The sequence below is a fragment of the Neisseria sp. DTU_2020_1000833_1_SI_GRL_NUU_006 genome, from assembly GCA_032388755.1.
Taxonomy (GTDB): Bacteria; Pseudomonadota; Gammaproteobacteria; order Burkholderiales; family Neisseriaceae; genus Neisseria; species Neisseria sicca_C.
Map to the genome: position 1 here is coordinate 1,771,511 of CP135593.1, position 25,620 is coordinate 1,797,130.

At 52.8% G+C, this 25,620-nt stretch carries 22 protein-coding genes; 11 read left to right on the top strand and 11 right to left on the bottom strand.

Features of this window, described 5'->3' with window-relative positions; genetic code table 11:
* Window positions 1-17: 17 nt before the first annotated feature.
* On the bottom strand, window positions 18-2,714 hold the full coding sequence (locus RSJ68_08570) for a phage tail tape measure protein (GenBank protein WNU96494.1): 2,697 nt from the start codon (window positions 2,712-2,714) through the stop codon (window positions 18-20).
* Between the two features lie 48 nt (window positions 2,715-2,762).
* On the opposite strand from RSJ68_08570, the gene RSJ68_08575 reads away from it, so the two are divergent.
* Entirely contained in the window at window positions 2,763-3,065 is a 303-nt protein-coding gene (locus RSJ68_08575; protein ID WNU96495.1) for a hypothetical protein, read from the top strand.
* Here the strand turns inward: RSJ68_08575 and RSJ68_08580 are convergent.
* Together RSJ68_08580 and RSJ68_08585 are read right to left on the bottom strand one after the other, a co-directional pair.
* The gene (locus RSJ68_08580; GenBank protein WNU96496.1) at window positions 3,060-3,212 is read right to left on the bottom strand and encodes a GpE family phage tail protein; all 153 of its coding nucleotides are present in this window, start codon (window positions 3,210-3,212) and stop codon (window positions 3,060-3,062) included. The genes RSJ68_08575 and RSJ68_08580 overlap by 6 nt on opposite strands.
* Entirely contained in the window at window positions 3,190-3,492 is a 303-nt protein-coding gene (locus tag RSJ68_08585; GenBank protein ID WNU96497.1) for a phage tail assembly protein, read from the bottom strand. The genes RSJ68_08580 and RSJ68_08585 overlap by 23 nt, the downstream gene beginning before the upstream one ends.
* Before the next feature lie 1,480 nt (window positions 3,493-4,972).
* Between RSJ68_08585 and RSJ68_08590 the strand changes: the two genes are divergently transcribed.
* The 5 genes from RSJ68_08590 (at window position 4,973) to RSJ68_08610 (ending at window position 7,505) form a co-directional block, all read left to right on the top strand.
* Entirely contained in the window at window positions 4,973-5,224 is a 252-nt protein-coding gene (locus tag RSJ68_08590) for a hypothetical protein (GenBank protein WNU96498.1), read from the top strand.
* A gap of 125 nt (window positions 5,225-5,349) precedes the next feature.
* Complete coding sequence (locus RSJ68_08595) at window positions 5,350-5,664, top strand: hypothetical protein (protein WNU96499.1); 315 nt, start codon at window positions 5,350-5,352, stop codon at window positions 5,662-5,664.
* Window positions 5,665-5,910: 246 nt separating this feature from the next.
* Window positions 5,911-6,228: a Mor transcription activator family protein gene (locus RSJ68_08600; protein WNU96500.1), complete on the top strand. Its 318-nt coding sequence runs from the start codon at window positions 5,911-5,913 to the stop codon at window positions 6,226-6,228.
* Between the two features lies 1 nt (window position 6,229).
* Entirely contained in the window at window positions 6,230-6,820 is a 591-nt protein-coding gene (locus RSJ68_08605) for a hypothetical protein (GenBank protein ID WNU96501.1), read from the top strand.
* A 13-nt stretch (window positions 6,821-6,833) separates the two neighbouring features.
* Window positions 6,834-7,505 carry a hypothetical protein gene (locus RSJ68_08610; GenBank protein ID WNU96502.1) on the top strand — a complete coding sequence of 224 codons (672 nt, stop codon included), beginning with the start codon at window positions 6,834-6,836 and terminating at the stop codon, window positions 7,503-7,505.
* A 291-nt stretch (window positions 7,506-7,796) separates the two neighbouring features.
* Here RSJ68_08610 and nhaC read toward each other — a convergent pair whose 3' ends face one another.
* From nhaC to RSJ68_08625, 3 genes are all read right to left on the bottom strand, one after another.
* Window positions 7,797-9,185 carry a Na+/H+ antiporter NhaC gene (gene nhaC, locus RSJ68_08615; GenBank protein ID WNU96503.1) on the bottom strand — a complete coding sequence of 463 codons (1,389 nt, stop codon included), beginning with the start codon at window positions 9,183-9,185 and terminating at the stop codon, window positions 7,797-7,799.
* A 246-nt stretch (window positions 9,186-9,431) separates the two neighbouring features.
* Window positions 9,432-10,088, bottom strand: coding sequence for a hypothetical protein (locus RSJ68_08620; GenBank protein ID WNU96504.1), 657 nt, complete (start codon window positions 10,086-10,088; stop codon window positions 9,432-9,434).
* 193 nt (window positions 10,089-10,281) lie between these two features.
* Window positions 10,282-11,169: a cell division protein gene (locus RSJ68_08625; protein WNU96505.1), complete on the bottom strand. Its 888-nt coding sequence runs from the start codon at window positions 11,167-11,169 to the stop codon at window positions 10,282-10,284.
* A 3-nt stretch (window positions 11,170-11,172) separates the two neighbouring features.
* Here RSJ68_08625 and RSJ68_08630 point away from each other — a divergent pair, with 3 nt between their 5' ends.
* A complete protein-coding gene (locus tag RSJ68_08630) occupies window positions 11,173-11,412 on the top strand; it encodes a hypothetical protein (GenBank protein WNU96506.1) in 240 nt (79 codons plus the stop codon).
* Here the strand turns inward: RSJ68_08630 and RSJ68_08635 are convergent.
* From RSJ68_08635 to RSJ68_08650, 4 genes are all read right to left on the bottom strand, one after another.
* Window positions 11,352-13,151 carry a bifunctional biotin--[acetyl-CoA-carboxylase] ligase/type III pantothenate kinase gene (locus tag RSJ68_08635; GenBank protein ID WNU96507.1) on the bottom strand — a complete coding sequence of 600 codons (1,800 nt, stop codon included), beginning with the start codon at window positions 13,149-13,151 and terminating at the stop codon, window positions 11,352-11,354. The genes RSJ68_08630 and RSJ68_08635 overlap by 61 nt on opposite strands.
* On the bottom strand, window positions 13,148-13,654 hold the full coding sequence (gene rfaE2, locus RSJ68_08640; protein ID WNU98380.1) for a D-glycero-beta-D-manno-heptose 1-phosphate adenylyltransferase: 507 nt from the start codon (window positions 13,652-13,654) through the stop codon (window positions 13,148-13,150). The genes RSJ68_08635 and rfaE2 overlap by 4 nt, the downstream gene beginning before the upstream one ends.
* Before the next feature lie 189 nt (window positions 13,655-13,843).
* Window positions 13,844-15,256 (bottom strand): PepSY domain-containing protein, encoded by a 1,413-nt coding sequence (locus RSJ68_08645; protein ID WNU96508.1) that lies wholly within the window; start codon window positions 15,254-15,256, stop codon window positions 13,844-13,846.
* 320 nt (window positions 15,257-15,576) lie between these two features.
* Window positions 15,577-16,053 (bottom strand): cyclic pyranopterin monophosphate synthase MoaC, encoded by a 477-nt coding sequence (locus RSJ68_08650; protein WNU96509.1) that lies wholly within the window; start codon window positions 16,051-16,053, stop codon window positions 15,577-15,579.
* Between the two features lie 417 nt (window positions 16,054-16,470).
* Here RSJ68_08650 and ppc point away from each other — a divergent pair, with 417 nt between their 5' ends.
* The gene (gene ppc, locus RSJ68_08655) at window positions 16,471-19,173 is read left to right on the top strand and encodes a phosphoenolpyruvate carboxylase (protein WNU96510.1); all 2,703 of its coding nucleotides are present in this window, start codon (window positions 16,471-16,473) and stop codon (window positions 19,171-19,173) included.
* 203 nt (window positions 19,174-19,376) lie between these two features.
* Entirely contained in the window at window positions 19,377-20,723 is a 1,347-nt protein-coding gene (locus RSJ68_08660; protein ID WNU96511.1) for a chloride channel protein, read from the top strand.
* 386 nt (window positions 20,724-21,109) lie between these two features.
* Here the strand turns inward: RSJ68_08660 and pgi are convergent, their stop codons facing one another.
* Window positions 21,110-22,738, bottom strand: coding sequence for a glucose-6-phosphate isomerase (gene pgi / locus RSJ68_08665; GenBank protein ID WNU96512.1), 1,629 nt, complete (start codon window positions 22,736-22,738; stop codon window positions 21,110-21,112).
* A 292-nt stretch (window positions 22,739-23,030) separates the two neighbouring features.
* Here pgi and RSJ68_08670 point away from each other — a divergent pair, with 292 nt between their 5' ends.
* Together RSJ68_08670 and RSJ68_08675 are read left to right on the top strand one after the other, a co-directional pair.
* Entirely contained in the window at window positions 23,031-24,068 is a 1,038-nt protein-coding gene (locus RSJ68_08670; protein ID WNU96513.1) for a LacI family DNA-binding transcriptional regulator, read from the top strand.
* A 219-nt stretch (window positions 24,069-24,287) separates the two neighbouring features.
* Complete coding sequence (locus tag RSJ68_08675) at window positions 24,288-25,619, top strand: MFS transporter (GenBank protein WNU96514.1); 1,332 nt, start codon at window positions 24,288-24,290, stop codon at window positions 25,617-25,619.
* The last annotated feature ends 1 nt before the right edge of the window (window position 25,620 follow it).

Sequence of the window (25,620 nt, forward strand, 5' to 3'; positions counted from 1 at the left end):
CTCCATCTTTGTCATTTTTAGTAAGCTCGACGCTGTAAGTCGTGTTGATAGCGTTTCATTAAATTTTCAAAATCACGCATCGTCATTTTTGCAGCTTCATTAGGATTAAAATTCTGACTGTTCACATTGTATGTCGGGTTGAAATAGATGGTAACAGCATTTGAACCTATACTTTTCCCTTGTATGCCCGCTTCTTTATCTTGCCTAGCTTGTGATAATTGAGAATATCGAAGTGCAGTTTCTGACAAATCGGCATTTTCAATTCTATTTTGCAGTTTGTCTGATAAACGGCTCATTTGGCTTAAAGGTTGAGTTTGCCCTCGTTTTAATCCGATATTCAGGCCGTCCATTAAAAAGCCGCCATACTGCATAAATACACGACTTGGGGAATGTATTCTGTTGGGAATGGTAAATCCTAACTGAAGCCTTGCCGCAAAATTCTTCATTACCGCAATGGCTTCTGCTGCTTTAGCTTTAATTCCATTAATCAGACCGGTAATCAACATTTGCCCAAAACCGGTAAATGTTGCGGGCAAGGTCACGCCAAACCAATTCAGTACGGCGGCAAAGGTTTGATAAAATAATCCAATAGGTGACCAATTCAGAATTTGGGCAGATATGTTCACTATGCCACTGCTGAAAAAAGCCTGAATATTTGTCCATGCAGCACTAAAAAACATACTTACCGAATTGGCAACATTTCCTACCAAGTTCCCTAAATCCTGCCACAATAATTTAGCACCGCCGACAACACTATCCCAATTGGTATAAAGCAAATATGCAGCTGTTGCCATTGCGGTAAATGCCAATCCGATCGGTGTCATCAATAATGTCCGCCCCAACATCAAAAAGGCATTACTCAACATAGGCAAAAATCTTACCAGTTTCAAAACGACTGTTTGCGCAAAAATTCCAAAAACTTTAAACATGCCGCCGAAACCGGCAAGCAAACCTTGTCCAAATGCTTTAAACAACGGCAATCCGCGCATTAAAACAGTACCTAATCCTTTAAAGACCCCAAGGAAACGGGAACCGACGGAAAGCACACCGCGCCATGTTGCAGAAAGCAAAGAACTTGCTTTTGCTGCTGTTTTGGCAGACATTCCGAACATTCTTAAAAACATCTGCATTTTTCCGACTTTACCCAATCGCATTAGTTGAACAAGACGGAATGAAGCACTTAATTTGGCAAAGGCAATACCTACTGAACGAACGGGCATCATCAGCATACTAAACCCGTAGGCAAGGCCTAAAACAGCCAATTTCCCTACAAACAAACCTGCAAATAATCCCGCGCCTGTTTTAATCAGTTCTTTGTTTTGCTGAAGCCATGGCTGGAAAGTATTTTCCAAAAAATCCTGTGCGGTTTTGGCAAATTTTTGAATATCAGGTGCAAAAGCACTGCCGAAAATAGCCGCCGTATGTTCGGCCACACCGCCCAAACTTTCCAAAGCAGCCCCTAAAGTTGCGGTTTTCGTGGCAATCCGTGAATCTAAATCGGCCTGTTCACGCATCAGTTTCAGATTCGCTTCCAAACCGGCACGACCTTTTTCAGCAATAGTTAAGGCCGTCCGTTTTGCTTGCGCTCCGAACAATTCGTCAGCCACAATTGAAGCAGCTTCGTCTCCCTGTTCCTGTTTGATTTTTTTTAGCTTTTCCAACTCTGAAATCATGCCTTCCAAGCCTTTGAATTTTCCTGACTTATCGAAAAATTCAAAATCAACATTGGATTTTTCCAAAATATCTTTGGCAATTTTTTTCATACCGCTTTTGGCCATAGCAAGCTGTTTCGGTCCTGCTGCCATTTGGTCAAGCATCATGGAAAAATTTGTACCGAACTGGCTGCCTTCCAATCCGACTTGTGCGCCCATACCTTCGATGGCCATCATCTTTTCATAATTGCCCAATCCTTTGAGATTCAGCATATTCATCGTTGGCGCGTTGTATTTCATCGATTCGAACATGTCTTCTTTATTCATGCCGAAACCGAAATAAGCCCGCTGCGTTATATCTGCGGCTTTGGCAAATTCACTTTCGTTCAACCCCCGCGCTTCAATCAATTTAGCAAAGAACGCGCCGCCTTCCTCTTGATTCATCTGCATCACGGTATTCAGCTTTGCAGATGTATGCAAACCGCCGTTTGTCAGCAAAGAATCTGATAAACCTTGGGATTTCAAAGCCTTTCCAAGGCGGAAGAAATCTGCGGTTGTTCCCGGCAATTCTTTTCCCAGTTTCACGACCTCCCTGCGAACCGTTTCAAATGCACCAAAACTGCCGTTTGATTTCTGCATGGCCATTTTTAAATCGGTTTCGGCAGATTCTTCTTTCAGAAAGATTTTGACCGACGAAATAATGGGCGCGGCGGCAACCGCCCCATGACCGGCAGTATCCATCATCTCGCTTCGCAAGCCGCTTCGGTATGCCTTGGCTTTTTCCTGCTTTCCAAGCGCAATATTCAGCTTTCTTTGAGCTGCCTGCGCTTTTTCAATGGACTTGCCCAATAAATCGTATTGGGCGCGCATCGCCCCTAAGCTGCTTTTTCCGGTTGTCAAACCTTTGGCAATAGACTTGCCCAAAGATTCCTGCTTGCGTGTTACGTTTTGGATTTCGCTTCCCAATTCCTTAACGGTATTCTTCGCACGTCCGAAAATTGAAGAAAAACCTGCACGGATACCCGCACCGATAACAACACTGACTGCTAATTCACTTGACATTTCAGCTTCCTGTTTGGAAAATTAATTGATGGAAAGGACGGCAAAATCATGACAACACAACATCAGTTTGAAGACGGCCATACCGAAACAGACAATCTGCCTTTGGATTTTTCCGACTATGTCGAAATCACAGGCAAGGTAATCTTTTGCCTTTTCAATGCCGGACTGTTTATCTGGATATTTTCAGGCCTGTTTGATGCGGCCAGCCCTGTTTTCTCCGCTGTTTTTTCCGTCTTTATCGGCCTGTTTGCCTTAATCTGCGTATCTCCGGCAACCGCTTTGGCTGCCTACCTGTTCTCCATAGTATTTTCGGGCGCATTGGCTATCGCCAACCGCCCGAAAACATCATGATTTCACATATCCTGCTTTGATTTGGCGCGTTGCCTGTTCCAGCCAGCCGTTAAATTCCGCTAAAGTCATGCGGTACATCACTTCAGGCGGCCAACCGTACCACCACGCCAAATCAGAAACCGCTTTATTCAGTTCCGCCGGTTCCACCTGCGGAATTGCGAAAAAAGAGCTGCAATTTCTGATAATCGGCCAAATCCAGCAAATCCAAGTCTTCCGGCACCAAGCCCGTAATACGAGCCATCATGGCCAGTTCCTGTTCCGCATCGGTTTTCAAACCGGCAACCGCGCGCAAATCGCCCACGGTCAAACGGCGGACAGGCAACGATTCCAACAGTTTTTCACCGTTTGCCGTGTGAATACGGATAGGGTAGTCCAATTTTACCGATTGGATGTTTGCCGCTTCGTTTTTTACCTGCATTTGATTCATGTCTGTTCCTTTAATGGGTATTAATACAACGAGACAAATATAAGTCAGCCATATTCTGGCAAACATTATTACTGACGTCAGGAATTTTGTCCTGATGTTTCCTCATCACCAAATGCGACGACGTCGTCGCATTTGAAAACGGTCGCCGGCGACCGTTTTGAAGCGGTATTTTCCGAATGTCCCGTCCGCGGGATATTTAGATATACAAAATCAAACACTTATTGAATTGAACTTCAAAAGCGACGCCGACGTTGCTTTTGAATCTTTGCCGCCAGCGGCAAAGATTGATACATCAAAAGTAACGACGTCGTTACTTTTCAAAATTCCTGACGTCAGGAATTTTGGAAATTTCGCATACGTCTGCGAACTGAATACCTTTGTGCATTTTTGGAAGCGGACGACACCGTCCGTTCTATCAGCCAAGAATTGCCGACATCGGCAATTCTTAAAAATCCTGCCTAAACGGTATCCGAATGCGCGGATATTTCAAAAGTTGAAACATCGAAACTTTTGCGGATTACCGCCCAATCTTTCCCGACGTCGGGAAAGATTGATACACCAAAAGTAATGCGGAAATTAGTAACAACATGATTGTAAGCGTAAAAAGTGTAAAACCCGATTTCTAAAATGCACGACGTCGTGCATTTTGGCATCTTAGTATATTTAAAATGTAACTCCAGCGTTACATTTGGACAATTACCCGCTGGCGGATAATTTTCGACGTCGGAAACTTTGGGCAGCTAAAAACTTGAACGCCGCTCCACTTCACAGACGCATCAAACAGCCGTTTGAGATAGGAAAAAGTTGCGATGTCGCAACTTTTGCGCTTTCCTTTTCGGTTTGCAATCTGAAACCGACGACAAAACCGTTTTTAAGTCGGTCAGGAGTGCGCCTGACCGATGGGAAATGTGCAAAACGCAACTTAGGCCGTCTGAATGCAAACAAGCCTGAAAACGGCGGATTTAGGCGGCTTCCAAAATACAAGGCAAACAGGTCAAATGTGACGACGTCGTTACATTTGAACTTTCCTGACATCAGGAAAAATTGCAGGAAAAGCAAAATGCGACGACATCGTCGCATTTGAATCTTTGCCGACGTCGGCAAAGATTTGCCCCTAAAATTCCCCAAAACGCTCGATGTAGGGCGTTTTCAAATTCGCTGCAAAATACCGCTTGACTTTTCAGCGCAAGCGCATAATAATGAATCTGCTGCTTTCAATAGAGCAGCCAGCCGTAGGAAGCTGAATACACAATAGGCAAGCAACCGCCTAATACGTTTGGTCATCATCCGAACACAAAAGCGGTATTTTTACGCTTGTATTCCCTTGTTTTGCCTTTTTCTTATGGTAGGCAGGGGCAAGGCGGGCATCTGCCCACCGGTTCTATTGTGCCGGTTTCCTACTCCTTGCCCTTTGTCTGCCGCCCCACCGTGTAGGAACGGAAAGGCGGTATCAACTGACTACAATAGAAAAGGCCATATCATGAAAACTTCTCAAACCGATACCCTGAAAAACTTCCAAGATTCCGATGCGCCGCAATGCCTGTATGACGGCCAAAATAATATTTACAAGCTGAACGAAGCGGCATACCGGCAGATAGCGCATATTGCCGATATGTTGGCGGCTATATCCTGCTATTCACGCGGCGGCGACAAGCGGGAAGAACAGTTATTCAACACGCTGCATTTTGCCGCCGAAACGCTGGAACAAAGCCTGTCTTGGAATTGCGAATAATCCGGATTGTATAAACAGCCCATACCTGAAAACGGTATGGGCTGTTTTTTTAATGCGCTTTAAAACGCAATCGCCTGAATATCGCTTTAATATGCGTTAAATGGCGATAGGAAAGGGAAATTTTGATGAACAACTACTTAGAAGCAGCACAAAATGCCCGACGTGAAGCGGAAATTCGGGCTAAAACAGCACAGGCGGAATTAGCGGCTTTCCATGACAAACAGGCAAGGGAAAAATGGGGCAAACTGCATGCGGATAATGCGGAATTTGTTGAGAACCTGATTCGGGAAGGCCGCCTGATGCCGCGTGACCGTGCTTTGTTTGTTCACGCTTTGGATTTTGCGGAAATGCCTGAAACATGCGTTGAATTCAGCGAATACGACAATGGGAAATCATTAAATTCGGCATTGCGCGAACGCTTGGATTTTTATTTGAAATAAAAGAGAAAAAGCGCATTGCGCTGATTCTCTAGGAATTCCGGCAATACGCTTTTTGTAACCCAATCGAACCGATGATTTCAGAAGATAGGGATAGATTAAAAGAATAAGCCTTTGGCGGATTTTAATTTGTATTAATAAATTAGTGGCAAGGCATTCTGACAAAAATGCAGCGGCCATCTACCCGATTCATGGCTTGAATATTACAGGCGGCGGGGAAACTTTAATTCTCAAAACAAGAATTTGAAAATGGGCAGTAAATCAAGAACAACTATCAAAGGTGATGAAGTTTTAACCTACATTGCCGATAAAGTAACCGAAGTTTTAAATCAGCGCGCCGTTCCTAAATCGGTTGTTGCTGCGGCAGCTTTGGCCGTTTCGGACGGCATATCTGAAACCTTTGGCGGACAACTGATTTACTTTAGAAGCGGGCATTCAACTTCGTCCGAAGAACGCCGTCTTTCAATCATTGCCGATTTTGAAACAGGTAATTATTCGCGTGGTGAATTAGCCTCTAAATACGGTATTTCATTGCAACAAGTCTACCGAATTTTGAAAGTAGGTTGAAATGAATTTATCTCTGAAACGCTTTCAGATTTTCCGTGTGGGAACGCACCGGGATTCTAAAGGACGGCGTCGCCAGTTTTCCGCGCAAATGCTGAAAGATATTGCCGACGAACACAACAGCCGCACCAATGGCCGCGCCGCTTTGTTTATCGGGCATGGCGAATACCGCGAAATTGGGAAATTCCCCAAAGGGTTAAAGCCGCTTGGACTAGTTCATGAATTGGAATTTGACGGCAAAAATCTGTATGCCAATGCCTTTATTACTGCAGAATTGTTGAGCATGGTAAGAAAAGGCATGTATAGGCACGTTTCAGCAGGGTTTGACCCCTTTCCCAGCGGCCTAAAACTGAATCACATTGCCTTTTTGAATAATCCAGCTGTTAAAGGTATGGAACCGCTGAATTTTTCTGAAATATCCACACCATACATCACATTTGAAATGGATATTGATTTTTCCGAATCCAAACTGCCAATCTTCCAAAACGAATCTCAAAAGCTGGATTATTTAGCCCGAGAATATCAAAAGCAACATCCCGATGTAACCTATTATCAGGCCGTGAAAGCCTGTATTCATTTGACGAACTACCGATGAAAGACCAAACACCATGAACAAAACAAAAGCCATTGAATCTGCAAAATCTGCACTACAAGCCTTTCAAAATCAGGCCGCCGCAATCCGTAAGGAACGTGAAGATGTAGCGGGGAAAATTGAAAAACTGAAAAGCGAAATCAAACGCTTGCGCGATATGCCCGTAAGCAAGACGGATTTCAGCCTATTACTGAAAGAACATATTGCCGCCGAGAGCAAACAGGCAGAACAGATTTTGATTGACCTCTTGACGAGCGAACGGCGCGGTTTCGGCGAAAACGCCGCGATTGAAATACCGAGTTACAGCAATATGCCTTTAAATGAGCTTGAAACACACACAATAGGCAGAAAGGAATACGGTACATTGCGCGAAAACTGGATTTTCTCCGGCTTCCGCGCGGCACACGGCGAATTCTTATCAGGCAATTTTTTCAGCCATGGAGAAGACCGTACATTAAGCACACTTTGTTACTTCGTCCCCGATGCGGTTCACAGCCGAATTATGCAAACCATTGAAACCGCCATCGGTTCAAAATGGGGAAACGAAGAACTGCCGAGCATTTCCGAACGCCGCGAAACCATTGCAGACCTGCAAACCGAAATAGAAGACATGCAGGCGTGCTTGGCAGGCCTAGACGAGGCATTAGTGAATTTAACGAAGCAACTGCACCCGCACCGATCGAATTAGACGAGCAAACCCGCCTGATTCTCGCAAATTATAGATAATAACTAATGTAACATAAAAAAATCCTGCCTTTGTTTGGCAGGATTTGAAACATTATTGCAGCGTGTGAAATAAGTTTAAAAAGTGTTTTTCTCAAAAATTAGCGCGTGTGGCTTCACGCTTTTTTAAAAAGTGAAAAAGAGTTGCAAATAGTGCAATAAAAAACTGAGCAGATTATCTCAAAAATCGCTGCGTTTTTTCGCGGGCGGCTTCACCATACCGAAGGTTTTCAGACGACCTTTCTATCCCGCCGCTTTACGCGGTTTCTTTCTTGCTCAACGTCAGACCTGTCCAGCCGAACAGCAGCGTCAAAATCAGGCTCAGATAGCAGAAGAAGGCGTAAGGCAGGTATTCCCAAACGGGTACGCCGAGGGCGTGGCTGATGAACACGCCGCAGACGCTCCACGGCACAAGCGGATTGATGACCGTACCCGCGTCTTCCAGCGTGCGCGAAAGGTTGCGCGAATGCAGTCCGAGCTTGTCGTACACGGGTTTGAAGGTTTCGCCGGAAAGCAAAATACTCAAATATTGTTCGCCGATAAGGAAATTGACGCCGACCGACGTAGCGGCAACGCTGAATGTGGCGCGTCCGGCGGTGGTCAGGAACGCGCGGATGGCGTCCAGCAGCGACGGAATCACGCCGAGCGTAAACAATAATCCACCCAAACTCATGCCGAGAATCACGATGGTTTGCGTGAAGAACATGCTTTCCAAACCGCCGCGCGAAATGAGTTTGGCGATGTCTTGAAACGCTTCGCCTTCGAGTTTGTAGCCGCCGTAAAACCATGTGCCGAGCTGGTTCAAGTCGGGCGTGCTGTGGAAATAAGTTACCGCAAGCGCGGCGAGGATGGTGAAGAGCATGGCGACAACGGCGTTGATGCGCAACAGCGCCAGCACGACCAACAGCGCAAACGGAATCAGCGAATAGCCGTGCACCAAGCCCGTCGCTTCAAGCTGGCTGCGGAAGGATTCGACGCTGTTCAAATCGTGGGCGGCAACATTGGGCAAGAGCCACAGCATCAATGCCGCGCTGATGAGCCACGCGGGAATGGTGGTGTACATCATGTTTTTGATGTGTTCGAACAAATCAATGCCGACGATGGAGGCGGAAATACCCGTGGTATCGGAGAGCGGGGACATTTTGTCGCCAAAGAACGCGCCGGAAACAATCGCACCCGCCGTCATCGCCAAATCGGCATGAAACGCCGCCGCCATGCCCATAAAGGCAACGCCGACGGTGGCGCAAGTGGTCAAACTGCTGCCGATGGACACACCGATGACGGAACAGAGCGCAAAGGCGGAGAAATAGAAATAAGTAGGGGAAATAAGCCCGAAACCGTAATACATCAGCGTTGGAATCGCGCCGCTCATCATCAGCGCGCTGACCATCAGCCCGATGAAGAAAAACAGGTAAATCGCGCCCATGCCCTGCCCCACCGCGCCGACCATGCCTTTTTGCATGTCGTTATATTTCAACCCGCGCGCGAGACCGTAGAGGATAAGGACGGTAATGGCGGCAATGATGGACATATGGGGCAGCCAGCCCAGCGAAATGATGGTGTAACCCATCGCCCCGATTAACGCCACGACGACGGCAAGAGCTTCTCCGCGCGGCATATCGAGCAGTGATTTGAATGTAAACATATTGCTTTGCCTGTTTTGTGTGTATTTAACGAAGTTTAGCACACGGGGTCGTCTGAAAAACCGCTTTTCAGACGACCCCGTGATTTTTTATGAATGTAGCAATAGATTTTTATTAAAACAATATAATTTTAAATTGGATTTTTTAGAATAAAATATCTATTTTTTAGTATTTAAGAAATATTATGGCTTTTTATACCACAGATAACCATATCGGCCATCATATGAAAATACTGGGCGAATTTCGTTTTATTCCGCTTCACACTGTTTCAAGTTAAACCTTGCCGCAGACGCTTCGCGTTTGTAATCTGTTTCGTTGATGTAATTTGGCCGATAATCCCGCAGCCATTCGGACAATGGGGCAAGCGTTTTGCGGCAGGCCGCTTTATCTCCGGCATTTTTAAAGCTGACTGCCAAGTCATTCAAAACCCGCATCCAGTCGGTCAGATAGAGGAATCTGCCGCATTGGTTCAGATATTGCCGCTTTAGGTTTGCCGCCTCTCGGAAACGTTTTTCCCGATAGGCAGCCCGGAAACGCCGCTCTGCCGCTTCTGCATATTTCGGGGCGCAGGCCGTCGGCATTTTATAATAAACCCTGTCGAAAAAAGCATTATGCCCGCAATAGCTTTGACAGGCTTCTCGGGCGGTTTCGGGGATGTCCAAACGCACGCTGTCGCGCTTGAAACTGAAATGCACGACACAGCCCTCCCCGTCACTGGCAATACGGTTGCGAACGATGCCTTCATAATCGCACACATTGCCGTTTGGATTGACGGTACTGACGGAAAAACTGCTGCCCTCAAGCGTCAACACCCCGCTACTGAGCCGGTCGTCGGCAATGACGTAGTTTTGTGCGGCAGCATGCAGGGATAACACGGCGGGAAGTAAAAAGATTAAGGGTTTCATCAATACGGACACTCCTCAGAATTGACGGTCTCAGGCACTTGGCAAAGCTTTCACGCCCGAAATGGATTCATTAAGAAAATACCCTTACCTCCTTTTCCACCCAAGCAGGAAGGAAGGCAGGAACTTTCACGGTTTGAATGGGCTATATTTCTGTAAAAAGGTCGTCTGAAAACGTTCAGACGACCTTTGGGTTTTATTTGCAGGTTTTCATATTCAGGCTGCCGTAGCGGCCGACGATGTTGCGGATTTCCTGTGCGTCCTTTTCATCGACCGACATGAAGATGACGGTCATGCGGGAGACGCTGAGGGTGCTGTCGGCGGCGTTGCCTTTGTCGTCTTGTTCGACGATGCGCGCGCCGCCGAAACCTGCTGCGGACAGGCGCGAGATGAGGACTTGGGCGGAGGAACGGCTTTTCATGACGCCGAGGCTGATTTCGCCGTTGTGGAGCGTGCCGTTGAAGCCTTTGTTGCCGAGGGCTTCGAGGCGGTTCATGGCTTCGCTGTCGGCGGGCAGTACGACGCGGAAGGTTTTGGCGGCGTGGTCTTTCGATGCGCCGCGTTTTTCTACGGTGCGGCTGGCGGCGTGCGGCCAGCGGGTCAGCAGGCCTTTGATGCGGTGGTAGTCGTCTTCATCCAGGGTAACGCTGGCGTTAGACGTACATTGGCGGGCGGCGGATGCGTTTTTGGCGGCAGGATTTTCGTTGGCGGCAGCAGCCGGGTTGGTGTTTTCGGCGGCGGCTTTTTCTTTTTCGCGGCGGGCTTTTTCTTCACGTTCTTTTTTTTCTTTTTCGCGGCGCGCCTGTTCCTCTTCTTCTTTTTTCTTGCGTTCGGCTATGGCTTCTTCGGATTCAGGCTCTGGCAGGTCGGCTTGTGTTTCGTCGGTTTGCAGCCAGTCGGGTTGCGCGTTGTCGGCAGGCGCGGGAGCTTGCTGCGGGCGCAGGGATTCAGGTTGGGCGAGTTCGTGGGCGCCGCCTTCTACGGGGGCGGCGTTGGGGGATTTGGCGTTGTTGAGGCGGTGCGTAATCATGCCGCCGAAGACGATGATGTTGAGTGCCACGAGGGCGGCGAAAAGCCATTTCATGAGTTGTTTTCCTTTTTTGTGTTCGGTTGCCGTTGTAGTGTGCGGGCGGTTTTGTGTTGTTATTGGTTGTGGCGGATCGGCATCAAAGCCAACCGGCTGGAGTTTGCTGCGTCTGAAGGTCGTCTGAAAAGCGGTGTTGCGTTTCAGACGACCTTTTTGATTCTGCGCTACGGCATTGCTGCTTATTCGGGCAATTTATCAGGCTGTTCCTGCTCTTGCGCGACCCAGTTCAATAAGCCGTAAATGACGAGATTATCTACAATTTTTACTGTATTGTCCAAAACAAACTGCTTGGGCAGGGCGTTGACGACTTTGCTTGCGCCGCCGCCGGTGATGATGACGTCGACGGGTTTGCCTTCGCCTGTTTTTTGTTGCAGTCGCCCGTGCATCATGATGACGGCTCCGCAAACGGCATCCATCATGCCGCTGGTGATGGCGTTGGGCGTGGTGGTGGGGAAGGGGTACACTTTACCGGCGGGGCGGTCGAGGTTGGCGGTTTTGGCGGCAAGGGCTTCTTTCATAAGGTGGAAGCCGGGCATGATGGTGCCGCCGAGGTAATGGTTGTCTTCGGTGAGCGCGTCGGTGGTTACGGCGGTGCCGCAGCTGACGACGACGCAGGCGTTTTGGCTGAAACGGCGGCTGCCCAAGGCGTTGAACCAGCGGTCGGAGCCGTGTTCGGCGGGGTTGCGGTAGTGGTTGCGGATGCCGAGCGCCTGCGGCATGGAGGGCAGCCAGCGGACGGGCGCGGTCAGGTGGGCTTCGACCAGGGCTTTTTTGAGGTCGCCGCACACGGCGCAGCCGACGATACGGGTGCGGTCGTCTGAACGCGCTGCCCATTCTTCGCCGAGCTTGCTCAAATCGCGGTAGGGCGCGCGGGTGACTTCGTTGAACACGCCGTTTTCCACCCATGCCCATTTGAGCTGGCTGTTGCCGCCGTCGAGCAGGAGGAGGCGTTCGGGCGGGCGCGGCGCGGCGGTGCGGGGCGTGTCGTCGGGGCGCAGACTGATTTCGCCGCTGACGACGGTTTGTTCGCCTGCCGATGTCATCAAGTGTAACGCGCCTTGTGCATCGACGTTAAGTACGGTGCCTTCGTTTACGGTCTGCCCGTCGCGCAGGAGCAGGACGGGTCTGCCGTGGTCGCGGTGGGCGGTTTGGTATTCTTCGAGGAAGGGGGCGAACCCGTCTTGCGCGTATTGCATCAGGACGGCATTGAGTTCGCCCAACAATTTGTCCAACAGCGTTGAGACGGGAATGCAGTGTACGGCGGTTGCGCCGCGGGCAAGCTGCGCGTTGTGGAAAAGGGCTTGGACGGAGGCGGCGTTTTCGACTTCTTTGGGCAGGACGAAATTGATGCCTATGCCGATGACGGCGGCGGTTTTGCCTTCGTTGCGGACGGTTTCGATCAGGATGCCGCCGAGTTTGTCCCTGCCGGCGACCAAATCGTTCGGCCACTTGATTTGTATGTCCAAACCTGATGCTGCCAAGGCGCGGCGGCAGGCGAGCGCGACGGCGGGGGCGAGCGAGCCGAGTTCGTGCTGCGGTTTGTCGAATACCCAGCCGAAGCTGAACATCAGGCATTCGCCCAGCCGGTGTGTCCACTTGCGTCCCTGCCGCCCGCGGCCTTTGGTTTGCAGATGCGCGACGCAGAGCGATTTATGGGCTTGTTCGGGCGAAGTGCGCGCCAGATTCAGGATTTCGTCGTTGCTGGACGTGCATTCGTGTTTTAAGGTCGTCTGAAAACCGCGTTCCGCGCCCAAGCGCTGCAAGGCTTCTTCATCAAACAAAGCAAGCGGGCGCACGAGCCGCCATTGCCCGTCGTGCTGGCGCAGCAGTCCGCGGATGTGCGCGGGCATCTGTTGCCAAAAGCCGTTGAGCTGGTGCGGCTTCACGCCCGCGATACGCGCGAGATGGGAAACGTGTTGCGGCAGACCGTCGGCGAGTTCCGCCAAAACCCGACTGTGCGGCAGTTTCAGCGCGGTCATTTGCCGTCCTCGGCTGCGCGGATTTTCTCCAGCGTTTTCGTGGTGGAAGTCTGGTGCAGGAACGGAATGGAAAACACTTTGCCGCCGCGCGCCAGCGTTTCTTGCGCGCCGACGATTTTTTCGACCGGCCAGTCGCCGCCTTTAATCAGGATGTCGGGTTTGATTTGCTCGATCAACTCGGCGGGCGTGTCTTCGTCAAACCAAGTGACCAAATCCACGCTTGCCAATGCCGCCGCTACCGCCGCGCGGTTTTCCAGCGGATTGACGGGGCGGTCGTCCCCCTTGCCCAAACGGCGCACGGACGCATCCGTGTTCAAAGCCAGCACCAACGCCGCCCCCGCCGACCGAGCCTGCGCCAGATAGGTAACATGCCCCCTGTGCAGAATATCGAAACAGCCGTTGGTAAACACCAGCGGGCGGGGAAGCGTGTGCAGACGTTGCGCCAATTCTTCGGGCGGGCAGATTTTGCGTTCGAAATCGGGGAGGGACCAGTCAGACATAATCGGGATTCCGTCAGGGATAAACAGACAGGCGGTATGATACCGAAGCGGGCGGAAAAGGAAAACCGCGGGGTAAAAATAAGGAAAGGTCGTCTGAAAACCAAAATCGGATTTTCAGACGACCTTCAAACCCATACTATTCGCGGGCGATGCCCACGCTGCGTATCGGTTTGCGGGAAACGGCTCAAACCATCATTTGAACCACCTCGACAGCACCGGAATCCGCGACAGCAACACCGTATCCAAGAGCCAAATCACGACGATGGCGGCGATGGCGGTCGGGAACAACACTGCCACAATCAAAAGCGGCACAGCCATTGCCCACCATACCGGCAGCTCGATTTTCTGCGCCGGAGGTACCAGTCCGCCCGCTTTGGACGGGCGGCGTTTCCACCACATCACGCAGCCGCTGACGCAGATGAAAATAACCGCCAGGCAGAACAAGACGTTCGCCAGCACGCTCCACCAGCCCAGCGTCCCCATGTGCAGCGCGATGCTCGCCGCCATGAATTTGCCGAAGAAGTTGTAATCGTCGAAACGGATGTCGGCCAGGATTTTGCCGCTGTATTGGTCGATGTGCACCGTGCGGTCGGCGGTCGGGCTGACCATGTCGTAGCTCATCGAATCCTTCGACAGCGTCCACACGCCCGTTTCGCCTTTGGGCAGGTTGAGCTGGTAGCGGCCTTTGAAACCGATTTCGCGGGCGAAGCGGTCAACCGTTTCCAAGGTCATCGGTTCGCTCGGATTGATGCCGTTTTCGCCCTTCGTCGTACCGGAAACAGGCATGGGCGTGAGTTCCAGAATCCACGGCACTTCTTTGGTTTTGCCGTCGTTCAACGCATCGCCGTGGGTCGGCACGACGGATACGGGGTTCGGTTCGACCCCCCATTTGCCGGCGGGGAACTGGCTCCAAGACTGAACGAACTTACCGCCCCAAATGCCCGCCCAAGCAACACCAGACAGGCAGAACAGCAATAAAATCAAAGAAACCCAAGTACCGAATGCGCCGTGCATGCTACGCCACCATGTGCGTCCTTTGCCCGTTTGCGGCACAAGCATGGATTTCAGGCTGCGCTGTTTCGCCCACCAAAGATAAATCCCCGTGATCATCATCAGGATGGTCAGCGACGCGGCAGTTTCTATCAGGTAATCGCCCGCCGTGCCGAGCATCATATCGCCGTGGATTCCGTCCATCGTGTGATACCAGCCCTCATTGCGCGGCATGGAACTGACGACTTTCGCCGTGTAAGGATCGACGGCGACCATGGTCGCTTTGTCGTCGTTGTTCACGCGGAACACGGCAACCATATCGTCGGCGCGCGGCGCGATATATTGCACCACCGAAGCGGTTTCAGGGTTCACAGACTGCCGCGCCGCTTCCGCCTGCGCCGACAAAGGCTGCACCTGCGCCTGCGGGGTAACGTTTATACGCTCACCCTCTTTGCCGGTAATGTTGGCGAATAGAAGCATGCCCAGACCTGTGATGGCAAGCAGGGTCAGAAAGGGCGCGACCAATAGCCCGAAATAAAAATGCCACCGCCACACGGTCAGATAGCGGCGGTTGGCTTGTTGGTCGGAACGGGGCGCAGGTTGGGATGTGTCCATAAATTCTCTCTGTTGTTTTATCGTGGGTTAAAAAAGAAAAACGCCTGCCCGCGCGGGAATGACGACATAAGTATTCCCTATTTGATTTAAATTTACTATAAAATTAATTCAAAATAACTAATACTTTATAAGTATAACGAAGTTTTGGAATACTAACAATTCCTGATGAAACCATTGCCGCATACGGAAATGCCAAAAGAAGACCGTATCCGGCAGAAATAGTTCACCGACCGAAAGCATTTCATAGCAAAGCTTTAGCGTAAATAAAAAGGTCGTCTGAAACCTCAAACCGGGTTTTCAGACGACCTTTGTTTGTTCAATCAGAATTCGATGTTTTCGTAGGCATCGTCGAATACAAACGGGCCGCGTTCGCCGCCGCTTTCGGATTCGAGGTGGATGCGGGTCATCATCATGGACTGGTCGACTTCTTTCATCATGTCGTAGATGGATATGAGGGCGATGTTGACACCGGTGACGGCTTCGGTCGTGATGCTTTTGCCGACTTCCGAAGTGACGGTTACGGTAGCTTTGACGTAGGCGAGTTCGAGATCGACATCGAAATCGACGCGGACGTGTTGCAAGACAGCGGGTTGGTAAAGCGGGACAATCAGTCCGACCTGCTTGATGCCTTGGACGGCGGCAACACGGGCGACGTTGAGGATGCCTGCGTTTTGGGTGGCGTTTTCCGCCAAAACTTTGATGGCGGAGGTGCTCATGTTGATGGAGCCGCTTGCCACGGCGGTGCGGACGGTGGGTTGGCGTTTGTCGTTTTCGCGTACGGAATTGAAGTTGAACATACTGTGCCTGCGTGAAAATAGGATTTTATGTCGTAGTATAGTGGATTAAATTTAAATCAGGACAAGGCGACGAAGCCGCAGACAGTACAGATAGTACGGAACCGATTCACTTGGTGCTTCAGCACCTTAGAGAGTCGTTCTCTTTGAGCTGAGGCGAGGCAACGCCGTACCGGTTTAAAGTTAATCCACTATATTTTACGGGATTTCTACACTTCGGACTATGCTGCGGATACGAACGGCAGAATAATCGGACTGAAATGCACGGGCGGTTTTGTTAAGGAATTAACGGCTTGACTTGTGCGGACGCGGGTTACATCAAGTTTCAGTGTTTTGCAACACCTTTTCCGATGGCGGTTTCAGACGACCTGCTATACAATGTTTTACGTTTGTTTTTAAGATAAATAAAGAGAGAAAATCATGCAACTGCATATCCTGAACAATCCCAAAGACGCGGCTCTGGCGGCGGACGCGGAATTTTTGAAACAGTCTTTGTACAAACTTCTGCACGAAGAAGCCTCGCCTTTGGTAGTGGAAACGGTCAAACTGTTGTCCACTTCGGACGACAGCGCGGCTTTGATTGAGAAGGTTTTGCCGCAACTGGACGAACAGCAAACCCACGACCTGACGCTTGCCTGCGGCCTGTTTGCGCAGATTCTGAACATCGCCGAAGACGTACACCACGAACGCCGCCGCCAAATCCACGAAGAGGCGGGACACGGCGGCGCGGAAGGCAGCTTGGCGGAAACGGTACGCAAACTCAAAGCGGCGAAAATCGGCGGCAAGGCGGTTCAAAAACAATTAAATACAACCAATGTTACCGCCGTTCTGACCGCGCACCCGACCGAAGTGCAACGCCAAACCGTGTTGAACTTCAACCGCCGCATCCGCGCCCTCCTGCCCCGCCGCGAACGCTGCACCCATCCCGACGCGCAGGCGGAATTGCGCCGCGAAATCGACACTATCTTGTTGAGTTTGTGGCAAACCAGCGAAACGCGCCACCACAAAATCAGCGTCAACGATGAAATCAACAACGGCGTATCCATTTTCCCGATGAGTTTCTTCGAGGCGCTGCCCAAACTCTACCGCAGCATGGAACGCGAGTTTCAGACGACCTATCCTGATGTGGACGTGCCCGACATCTTAAAAATCGGCGGCTGGATAGGCGGCGACCGCGACGGCAATCCGTTCGTCTCCGCCGAGACCCTGCGTTTCGCGTTCCGCCGACATGGCGACGCGGTGTTCCGCTTTTACCGCGGCGAACTCGACAAACTCTACCGCGAGCTGCCGCTTTCCGTCCGCCGCGTCAAAGTCAACGACGACGTAATGGCGTTGTCCGACGAATCGCCCGACGAAGAAATCGCCCGCACCGAAGAGCCGTACCGCCGCGCCATCGCCTACATCATGGCGCGCGTCATGGGCAAAGCCCGCTCGCTCGGCTTGGGTATGGGCTGCAAATTCGGCTTTATGATGCCTTACGCCTCGGCGCAGGAGTTTTCAGACGACCTCCACAAGCTGCAACGCTCCCTGTGCGACAACGGCAGCGCGCTTTTGGGCGAAGGCAGGCTCGCCGACCTGATCCGTTCCGTGTCCGTGTTCGGCTTCCACATGATGCCGCTCGACTTGCGCCAACACGCGGAAAAACACGCTGATGTCGTTGCCGAACTCTTCAAACACGCCGGTTTGGAAGACTATGCCAGCCTATCCGAAATGGAAAAACAAACCGTCCTGCTGCGCGAGCTGAAACACCAGCGGCCGCTGTCCAGCCCGTTCATCACTTACAGCGAACACACCCGCCGCGAAATGGCGATTTTCAACGAAGCGCGCAACATCAAAGACGAATTCGGCGAGAACGCCGTTACCCAAAGCATCATCTCCAACTGCGAACAGCCCAGCGACCTGCTCGCCCTCGCGCTGCTGCTCAAAGAAAGCGGCTTATTGACGGTTGAAAACGGCAAACCGCAAAGCCGCATCAACATCGTCCCCCTCTTCGAAACCATCGAAGCCCTCGAAAACGCCTGCCCCGTCATGGAAACCATGTTCAGCAACGAATGGTACCGCGACCTGCTACAAAGCCGCGACAACATTCAGGAAATCATGCTCGGCTATTCCGATTCCAACAAAGACGGCGGCTACGTTACCAGCTCTTGGTGCCTCTATCAGGCGGAATTGGGCTTGGTCGAACTCTTCAAAAAATATGATGTCCGTATGCGCCTCTTCCACGGCCGCGGCGGCAGCGTCGGTCGCGGCGGCGGCCCGTCTTACCAAGCCATCCTCGCCCAACCCGCAGGCAGCGTGGCCGGACAAATCCGCATTACCGAGCAAGGCGAAGTCATCACCGCCAAATACGCCGATCCCGGCAACGCCGTGCGCAACCTCGAAACCCTCGTCGCCGCGACGCTCGAAGCCAGCCTGCTGCCCGATCAAAAAGACCCCGAACCCGCGCTCATGCAGGCATTGTCGGACGTATCGTTCAAATACTACCGCGAGCTGATTACCCACCCAGACTTCATCGACTATTTCCTGCAAACCAGCCCCATACAGGAAATCGCCACCCTCAACCTCGGCAGCCGTCCCGCCAGCCGCAAAACCTTGGCGCGGATTCAGGACTTGCGCGCGATACCGTGGGTGTTCTCATGGATGCAAAACCGCCTGATGCTGCCCGCGTGGTACGGCTTCGGCAGCGCAGTGGAAAGCCTGTGCGAAGGCAAACCCGAAACCCTTGCCGCCCTGCAGGAACACGCGCACCACAACCCATTCTTCCAAGCCATGCTCTCCAATATGGAACAAGTCATGGCGAAAACCGACATCACCCTCGCCGAAAACTACGCCGGCTTGAGCGAATCGCCCGAAAAAGCCGCCGTCATCTTCGGCATGATTAAGGAAGAATACCAACGCAGCCGCAAAGCCCTGCTCGACCTTCTGCAAACCGACGAACTCTTGCGCGACAACCGCAGCCTCGCCCGTTCGCTCGCCCTGCGGATTCCGTACCTGAACGCGCTCAACGGCCTGCAAGTCGCCATGCTCAAACGCCTGCGCAAAGACCCGCACGACCCGCACACCCTCCTGATGGTGCACCTGACCATCAACGGCGTGGCACAAGGTTTGCGCAATACCGGTTAAGGCAGTACGAAAAAAGGTCGTCTGAAACGGTTTCAGACGACCTTTAGGTCAAGCGCAAAACCATAGTGTGGGCTTTATCAGCAAAAAACCCATACTGTTTTAACCCGCTTGCCGCCCTGCTTTACAAGCTATTTTTACCTTATTCGCGAACCGCCTTCCGCAATAACCCTTTTCAGACGACCTTTTCCACACTTCCGCATACCATGCCGACCAAACCGCCCGCCTACCACATCACGCACAAAATCCGCCAAACCCGCCGCATCTCGCGTAAAAGCATTGCTTTTCTGTTCCTGCTGGCAGGTTCGGCACTGGTTGCGCTGACCGCCCTCCTGTTTGCCTGGATGGCGGATTTCGCGTTGGAAACGAACGCGGAGCTGGTGCAAAAATATCCTTGGTTTGCCTGGGTCGCCCTGCCCTTCGGGCTGCCGCTCATCGTCTGGATCACCCGCCGTTTCGCCCCCTACACCTCCGGCAGCGGCATCCCGCAAGTGCTCGCCAGCCTCGCCCTGCCCTACGGCGCCAACAAAACCCGCCTGATCCGCCTCCGCGAAACCCTCCTCAAAATCCCGCTGACCTTCCTCGCCATGTGCGTAGGTGCATCCGTCGGGCGTGAAGGGCCGTCCGTCCAAGTCGGCGCAGCAGTCATGAGCGCGTGGGGCGCATGGTGCAAAAAACACGGCTTCGCCTTTCGCGGCATGCAGGAAAACGATCTTATCGCCGCAGGCGCGGCAGGCGGTCTGGCCGCCGCGTTCAACGCCCCGCTGGCAGGCGTGATTTTCGCCATCGAAGAACTCGGGCGCGAAGTCATGCTGCGTTGGGAGCGGCAAATCCTGCTCGGCGTCCTCGCCGCCGGTTTCATCCAAGTCGCCATCCAAGGCAACAATCCCTATTTTTCAGGCTTCAGCGGCGGCGCGCTCGACAATATGCTCGGCTGGGTATTGGGCTGCGGACTCGCGTGCGGCATCGCCGGCGGACTGTTCGGACGCACCCTGTATCTCGGCGCCACTGCCTTCGCCCCCGCCAAATGGCGCGAACACATCCGCCGCCATCCCCTGATTACCGCCGCCCTCATCGGCATCCTGCTCGCCGCTATCGGCACGCTTTACCAAGGCAAAACCTACGGCACAGGCTACCACGAAGCCGCCCAAGCCCTGCGCGGCATCCACGAAGCCCCCGCCGGACTCGCCGTCGCCAAATGGTTCTCCACCGTCCTGACCTACTGGACAGGTACGCCCGGCGGCATCTTCACCCCTTCCCTCACCATAGGCGCAGTCTTGGGCGAACACATCGCCATCCTCATCGGACTCGCCCAAGGCACCCACGTCCTCGTCCTCATCTGCATGGCAGCCTTCCTCGCCGGTGCCACCCAATCGCCGCTCACCTCCGCCGTCGTCGTGATGGAAATGACCGGTGGGCAAAACCTCCTCTTCTGGCTGCTCATCGCCTGCATCTTCGCCTCACAAGTCTCCCGCCAATTCTCCCCCCGCCCCTTCTACCACGCCGCAGGCACACGCTTCAAACGGCAGGTGGAACAAAGCGGACAGAAGTGAAGCCAGATATTGCCGATGCGGGAAGGTGTAGGAAAGGTCGTCTGAAATGTTTAGCAATTCGCGGGCGAAGCCCACGCTACAAAGTTTTTTGGCGACACAAGTGCCGTAGCGTGGACTCGGTCAACGAAAACGATAGACGCAAAGGCCGTCTGAAATCTTAAGTGGCTCGCGGGCATAGCCCACGCTACAAAGTTTCTTGGCGACACAAGTGCTGTAGCGTGGACTCTGTCCGCGAAAATGATGAACACACAAAGGTCGTCTGAAAACCCGATGTATAGTGGATTAACTTAAACCAGTACGGCAAACCAGTACGGCGTTACCTCGCCTTGTCCTGATTTAAATTAATCCACTATAAGTTTTCAGACGACCTTTTATGTTTGAACTGCCTATCGGTTTTGGCTGGCGCGGTAGAAGGCGATGAGGCCGTTGGTGGAACTGTCGTGCTGCGGGTTGCCGCGGTCGAGTTCGGGTTCGATGGTTTTGGCGAGTTCTTTGCCGTATTCGACGCCCCATTGGTCGAAGGGGTTGATGCCCCAAACCGCGCCTTGGACGAAGGTGCGGTGTTCGTATGCCGCCATGAGCATGCCGAGGCGGCGGGGGTCGGTGGCGCTGAGGAGGAGGCTGTTGCTCGGGCGGTTGCCGGGGAATTCTTTTTGCGGGGCGAGGCGTTCGCGTTCGGCTTCGGGCAGGTCGGCAAGTTCGGCGCGGGCTTCTTCGAGGGTTTTGCCTTTCATCAGGGCTTCTGCTTGGGCGAAGGCGTTGGCGACGGTGAAGCGGTGTTGGCGGTTGATGCCGTAGGCGGTGGTCATGGGGACGATGAAGTCGCAGGGGATGAGCCGTGTGCCTTGGTGGAGGAGTTGGAAATAGGCATGCTGGCAGTTGACGCCTTCTTCGCCGAAGACGATGCCGCCTGTGGTATGGGGGACGGGACGGCCGTCGGCGGTGCGGTTTTTGCCGAGGCTTTCCATGTCGAGCTGGTTGAGCCACGAGGGGAGGTGGCGCAGGTTGTGGCTGTATGGGACGGCGGTTTGTCCGTCGGCGTGCTGGAAGTTGTTGTACCAGATGCTGATGAGCGCCATGAGGACGGGGATGTTGCGGCGGTAGGGGGTTTGGAAGAAATGGGTGTCCATGGCATGCGCGCCGGCGAGGAGTTCGCGGAAGCGGTCGGTGCCGACGGCGACCATGACGGGCAGGCCGATGGTTGACCAGACGGAATAACGTCCGCCGACCCAGTCGAACATGGCGAAGACGTTGTCGGGGGCGATGCCGAAGTTTCGGGCTGCGGCAACGTCGGAGGAGATGGCGCAGAAGTGGCGGTAGATGCCGGATTCGGGCAAACCTGCATCACGATACCAGGCGCGGGCGGCGTAGGCGTTGAGCAGGGTTTCGGGTGTGCGGAAGGATTTGCTGGCAATGCTGAATACGGTGGTTTCGGGCTTGAGGTGGGCGAGTGTGCGGCTGATGTCGGCGTCGTCTGAATTGCTGACGAAGTGGACGCGGATGTTTTGGCGGTAGGCTTTTAGGGCTTCTACACACATTCTGGGGCCGAGGTCGGAGCCGCCTATGCCGATGTGGACGAAGTCGGTGATGGGTTTGTCGGTGATGCCCCTGTGGCTGCCGTTGTTGAGTGATTCGGCGAAGGCGAGGGCGCGGTCGAGTTCGCGGTGGATTTTGGGGAGGATGTTTTCGCCGTCAACGTAAACGGGCGCGGCGTCGGACGGCAGGCGCAAGGCGGTATGGAGGACGGCGCGGTGTTCGCTGAGGTTGATTTTTTCGCCGTTTTGCATGGCGTGCATTTGTCCGGCTAGGGGCGAGGCTTCGGCAAGGCGGCACAAGAGTTGCAAAGTGTCTTCGCCGAGGCGGTTTTTGCTGTAATCGAAGAGGAGGCCGTCGAGGGTTTCGTGCATATTGCCGAAGCGGTCGGGTTCGGCGGCGAAGCGGTCGCGCAGGTGGAGGTGTTGTGTGTCGAGCCGGTGTTGTTCAAGGGCTTGCCATGCTTCGGTAAATGCGGTCATCGGGTTTCCTTCGGGATTGGGTTCGCTCATTCGGCGGGATGTGATTTAGTTATAGATTGTACCGCGGCTGATTGGTTCGCTACTTAATGATTTTTTTGTAGTTTAATGTAGTTTAACAAAACGGCGCAGGTTTGCCGGATACGGGTAAGCAATTTAGTTAAGAATTGTATGCAATATGCAAATGATGTGCTTGATTTTCATCAAGGTTTTTTAAAATTTTCAGTATGACACCGATGTCAGGTGTGATATGCTTCGTAATCAAATGAAACAGGGCTGAGGCGGGAGTCGTAAGATGGCTACAATTTATGATGTTGCTGCTTATGCGGGCGTCTCACCCAAAACGGTCAGCCGCGTCATCAACGGCGATGCGCCGGTCAGCGATAAAACCCGTGCAAAAGTCGAAACAGCGATTGCGGCTTTGGGTTATATCCCGTCTTCGGCGGCGCGGGTGATGCGGTCGAACCGCTCGGACTTGGTCGGACTGATTACCGGCGCCATCTCGCGCACGGGCGAATACGGCGGGGTACACGGTCTGCCGGATATGTTTTTAATCAAAGGCATCCAGCAGAAAATCCGCGAAGCGGGCAAAACGCTGATGATTGCGGATACGGACAACCGCTACGAGCAAATCGACCCTTTGGTCAGGACGTTTATGGAACACCGCGCGGAAGGCATTTTGTATGTAACCGAATCGCACCGCGAAATCGTCCTGCCCGAAATGCCCAACCGCTGCCCGATGGTTTTGGTCAACTGTTTCGACGCGGCGGGTACGCCGTCGGTTTTGCCGGACGACGAGCGCGGGCAATACGATTTGGTACGCAACATCATCCGTCACGGACACCGCCGTATCGCCTATATCACCTTGCAGGCGGGCGCAGAAGCGACGCGGCTGCGTTTAGCGGGCTACCGCCGCGCTTTGGACGAATCGGACATGGTGTTCGATCCTGACTTGGTGCAAACCGGCATCACCGATTTTGCCAACGGCAGCGAGCCTTTGATTGCGGCAGTGTTGAAATTATTGTCGCTTGCCGACCCGCCGACGGTCATTTGCTGCGGCAACGACGAAATGGCGGTCCGCGTTTACGGCATTTTGAGGACGCGCGGCGTACGCGTTCCGGAGCAGGTATCGGTGGCAGGTTACGACAACCACAGCGCGATTGCCGAAACCCTGTTTCCGCCGCTGACCAGCACCGAGCTGCCCTATATGCGCATGGGCGCGCTGGCGGCGGAAATCCTGTTCGACATTATCGAGACCAAAGAAACCGCCCGTCCGCCCGTTCGGGTTGTCGGGGAAACGATTTGGCGGCAGTCGGTCACGGCATTGAAGTAAAACATTCTTTCAGACGACGTCTGCTTCATGAGGCAGACACAATACGACAATAAAAGGTCGTCTGAAAACACAAACAACGCATCACTCTACCTATTTGCAACGTATCAATACGATACGCCAAAGAATAAAGAAAGCGGTCCAACCGCTTCGATTATGCAGTGTTTCCTGCAGTTTGTTGTTCCATGTTTTCTTCTTACAAAGTCCAGGAGTAGCTTCAAAATGAAGATTTCCCCACAAGTATCGATGACGCTTCGCCAGATTATGCTGATGAACTTCGGCTTCTTCGGCATCCAATACAGCTTCGGTTTGCAGCAAACCGCCATCAACCCGATTTTCAGTTTCTTACATGCCGACCCCGGCCAACTGCCTATTCTGAATATGGCAGGTCCGATTACCGGCTTGCTCGTTCAACCCCTTATCGGTGCCATGAGCGACCGCACTTGGATTCCCGGCTTGGGACGCCGCCGCCCGTATTTCTTAATCGGAGCCATCGGTTGCAGCCTCTGCCTCTTCATCTATCCGCACGTTACCGCATTGTGGGTTGCCGTATTGCTGCTGTGGCTCTTGGACATCAGCAACAACACCGCCATGGAACCCTTCCGCGCCTTCATCGCCGATACCGTCCCCGAACACCAACAATCCACCGGCTTTTTGATGCAGTCCGTGTTCACCGGCTTGGGCATTACCCTTGCCAACGTATCGCTCTACATCTTCCAACAAATCGGCTGGCTGCAACAAACCTCTGAAGCAGGTATCCCCTACTGGGTATTCGGCTCGTTCTATATCGGCGCCGTCTGCTCCATCGGCTCTGTTTTAGTAACCGTATTGTCCACGCCCGAACACGAACCTTCTCCCGAAGAAATGGCGGCAATCAAAGCCCAACCCAGAGGCCCCGTCCACGCCGTCAAAGACATCGGCACAGCCATTAAGGAAATGCCTACCCCACTGTGGCAGCTTGCCTCCGTTTACCTCTTCCAATGGTACGCCCTCTTCATCTACTGGCAATACATCTCCCACAGTATCGTCAAATCCGTCTGGGGTTCGACATCTGCCGACCAGGCTGCCTATGAACAGGCAGTGGCATGGACCGGTCTGGTCAACGGTTTTTACAATGTCGTAACCTTTGTTTCCGCCTTCGGACTGATGTGGATGGCGCGTAAATATGCCGCGAAATATGTCCACGCCTTTGCCGTTATCCTGGCATCGCTCGCCCTCTTAACCATCCCGCACATCACCAATAAATACCTGATGTTCGCCCCGATGATCGGCTTCGGTATCGGCTGGGCAAGTATGATGGGCGTGCCGTTTATGATTGTCGTACACTCCATCCCGAAAGAGCGCTACGGCGTGTATATGGGCATCGTCAACATGATGATTGTGATTCCGATGCTGATTGAAACCGTTACCTTCGGTTGGATCTATGACACCTTCCTCGGTGCAAACCCGTCCAACGCCATGACCTTCGCCGGCGTCTTCCTCGCCATCGCCGCCGTACTGACCCTGACCATCAAAACGTCAAACAAACCTTATGGCGTAGAATCGGCAAGCTGAT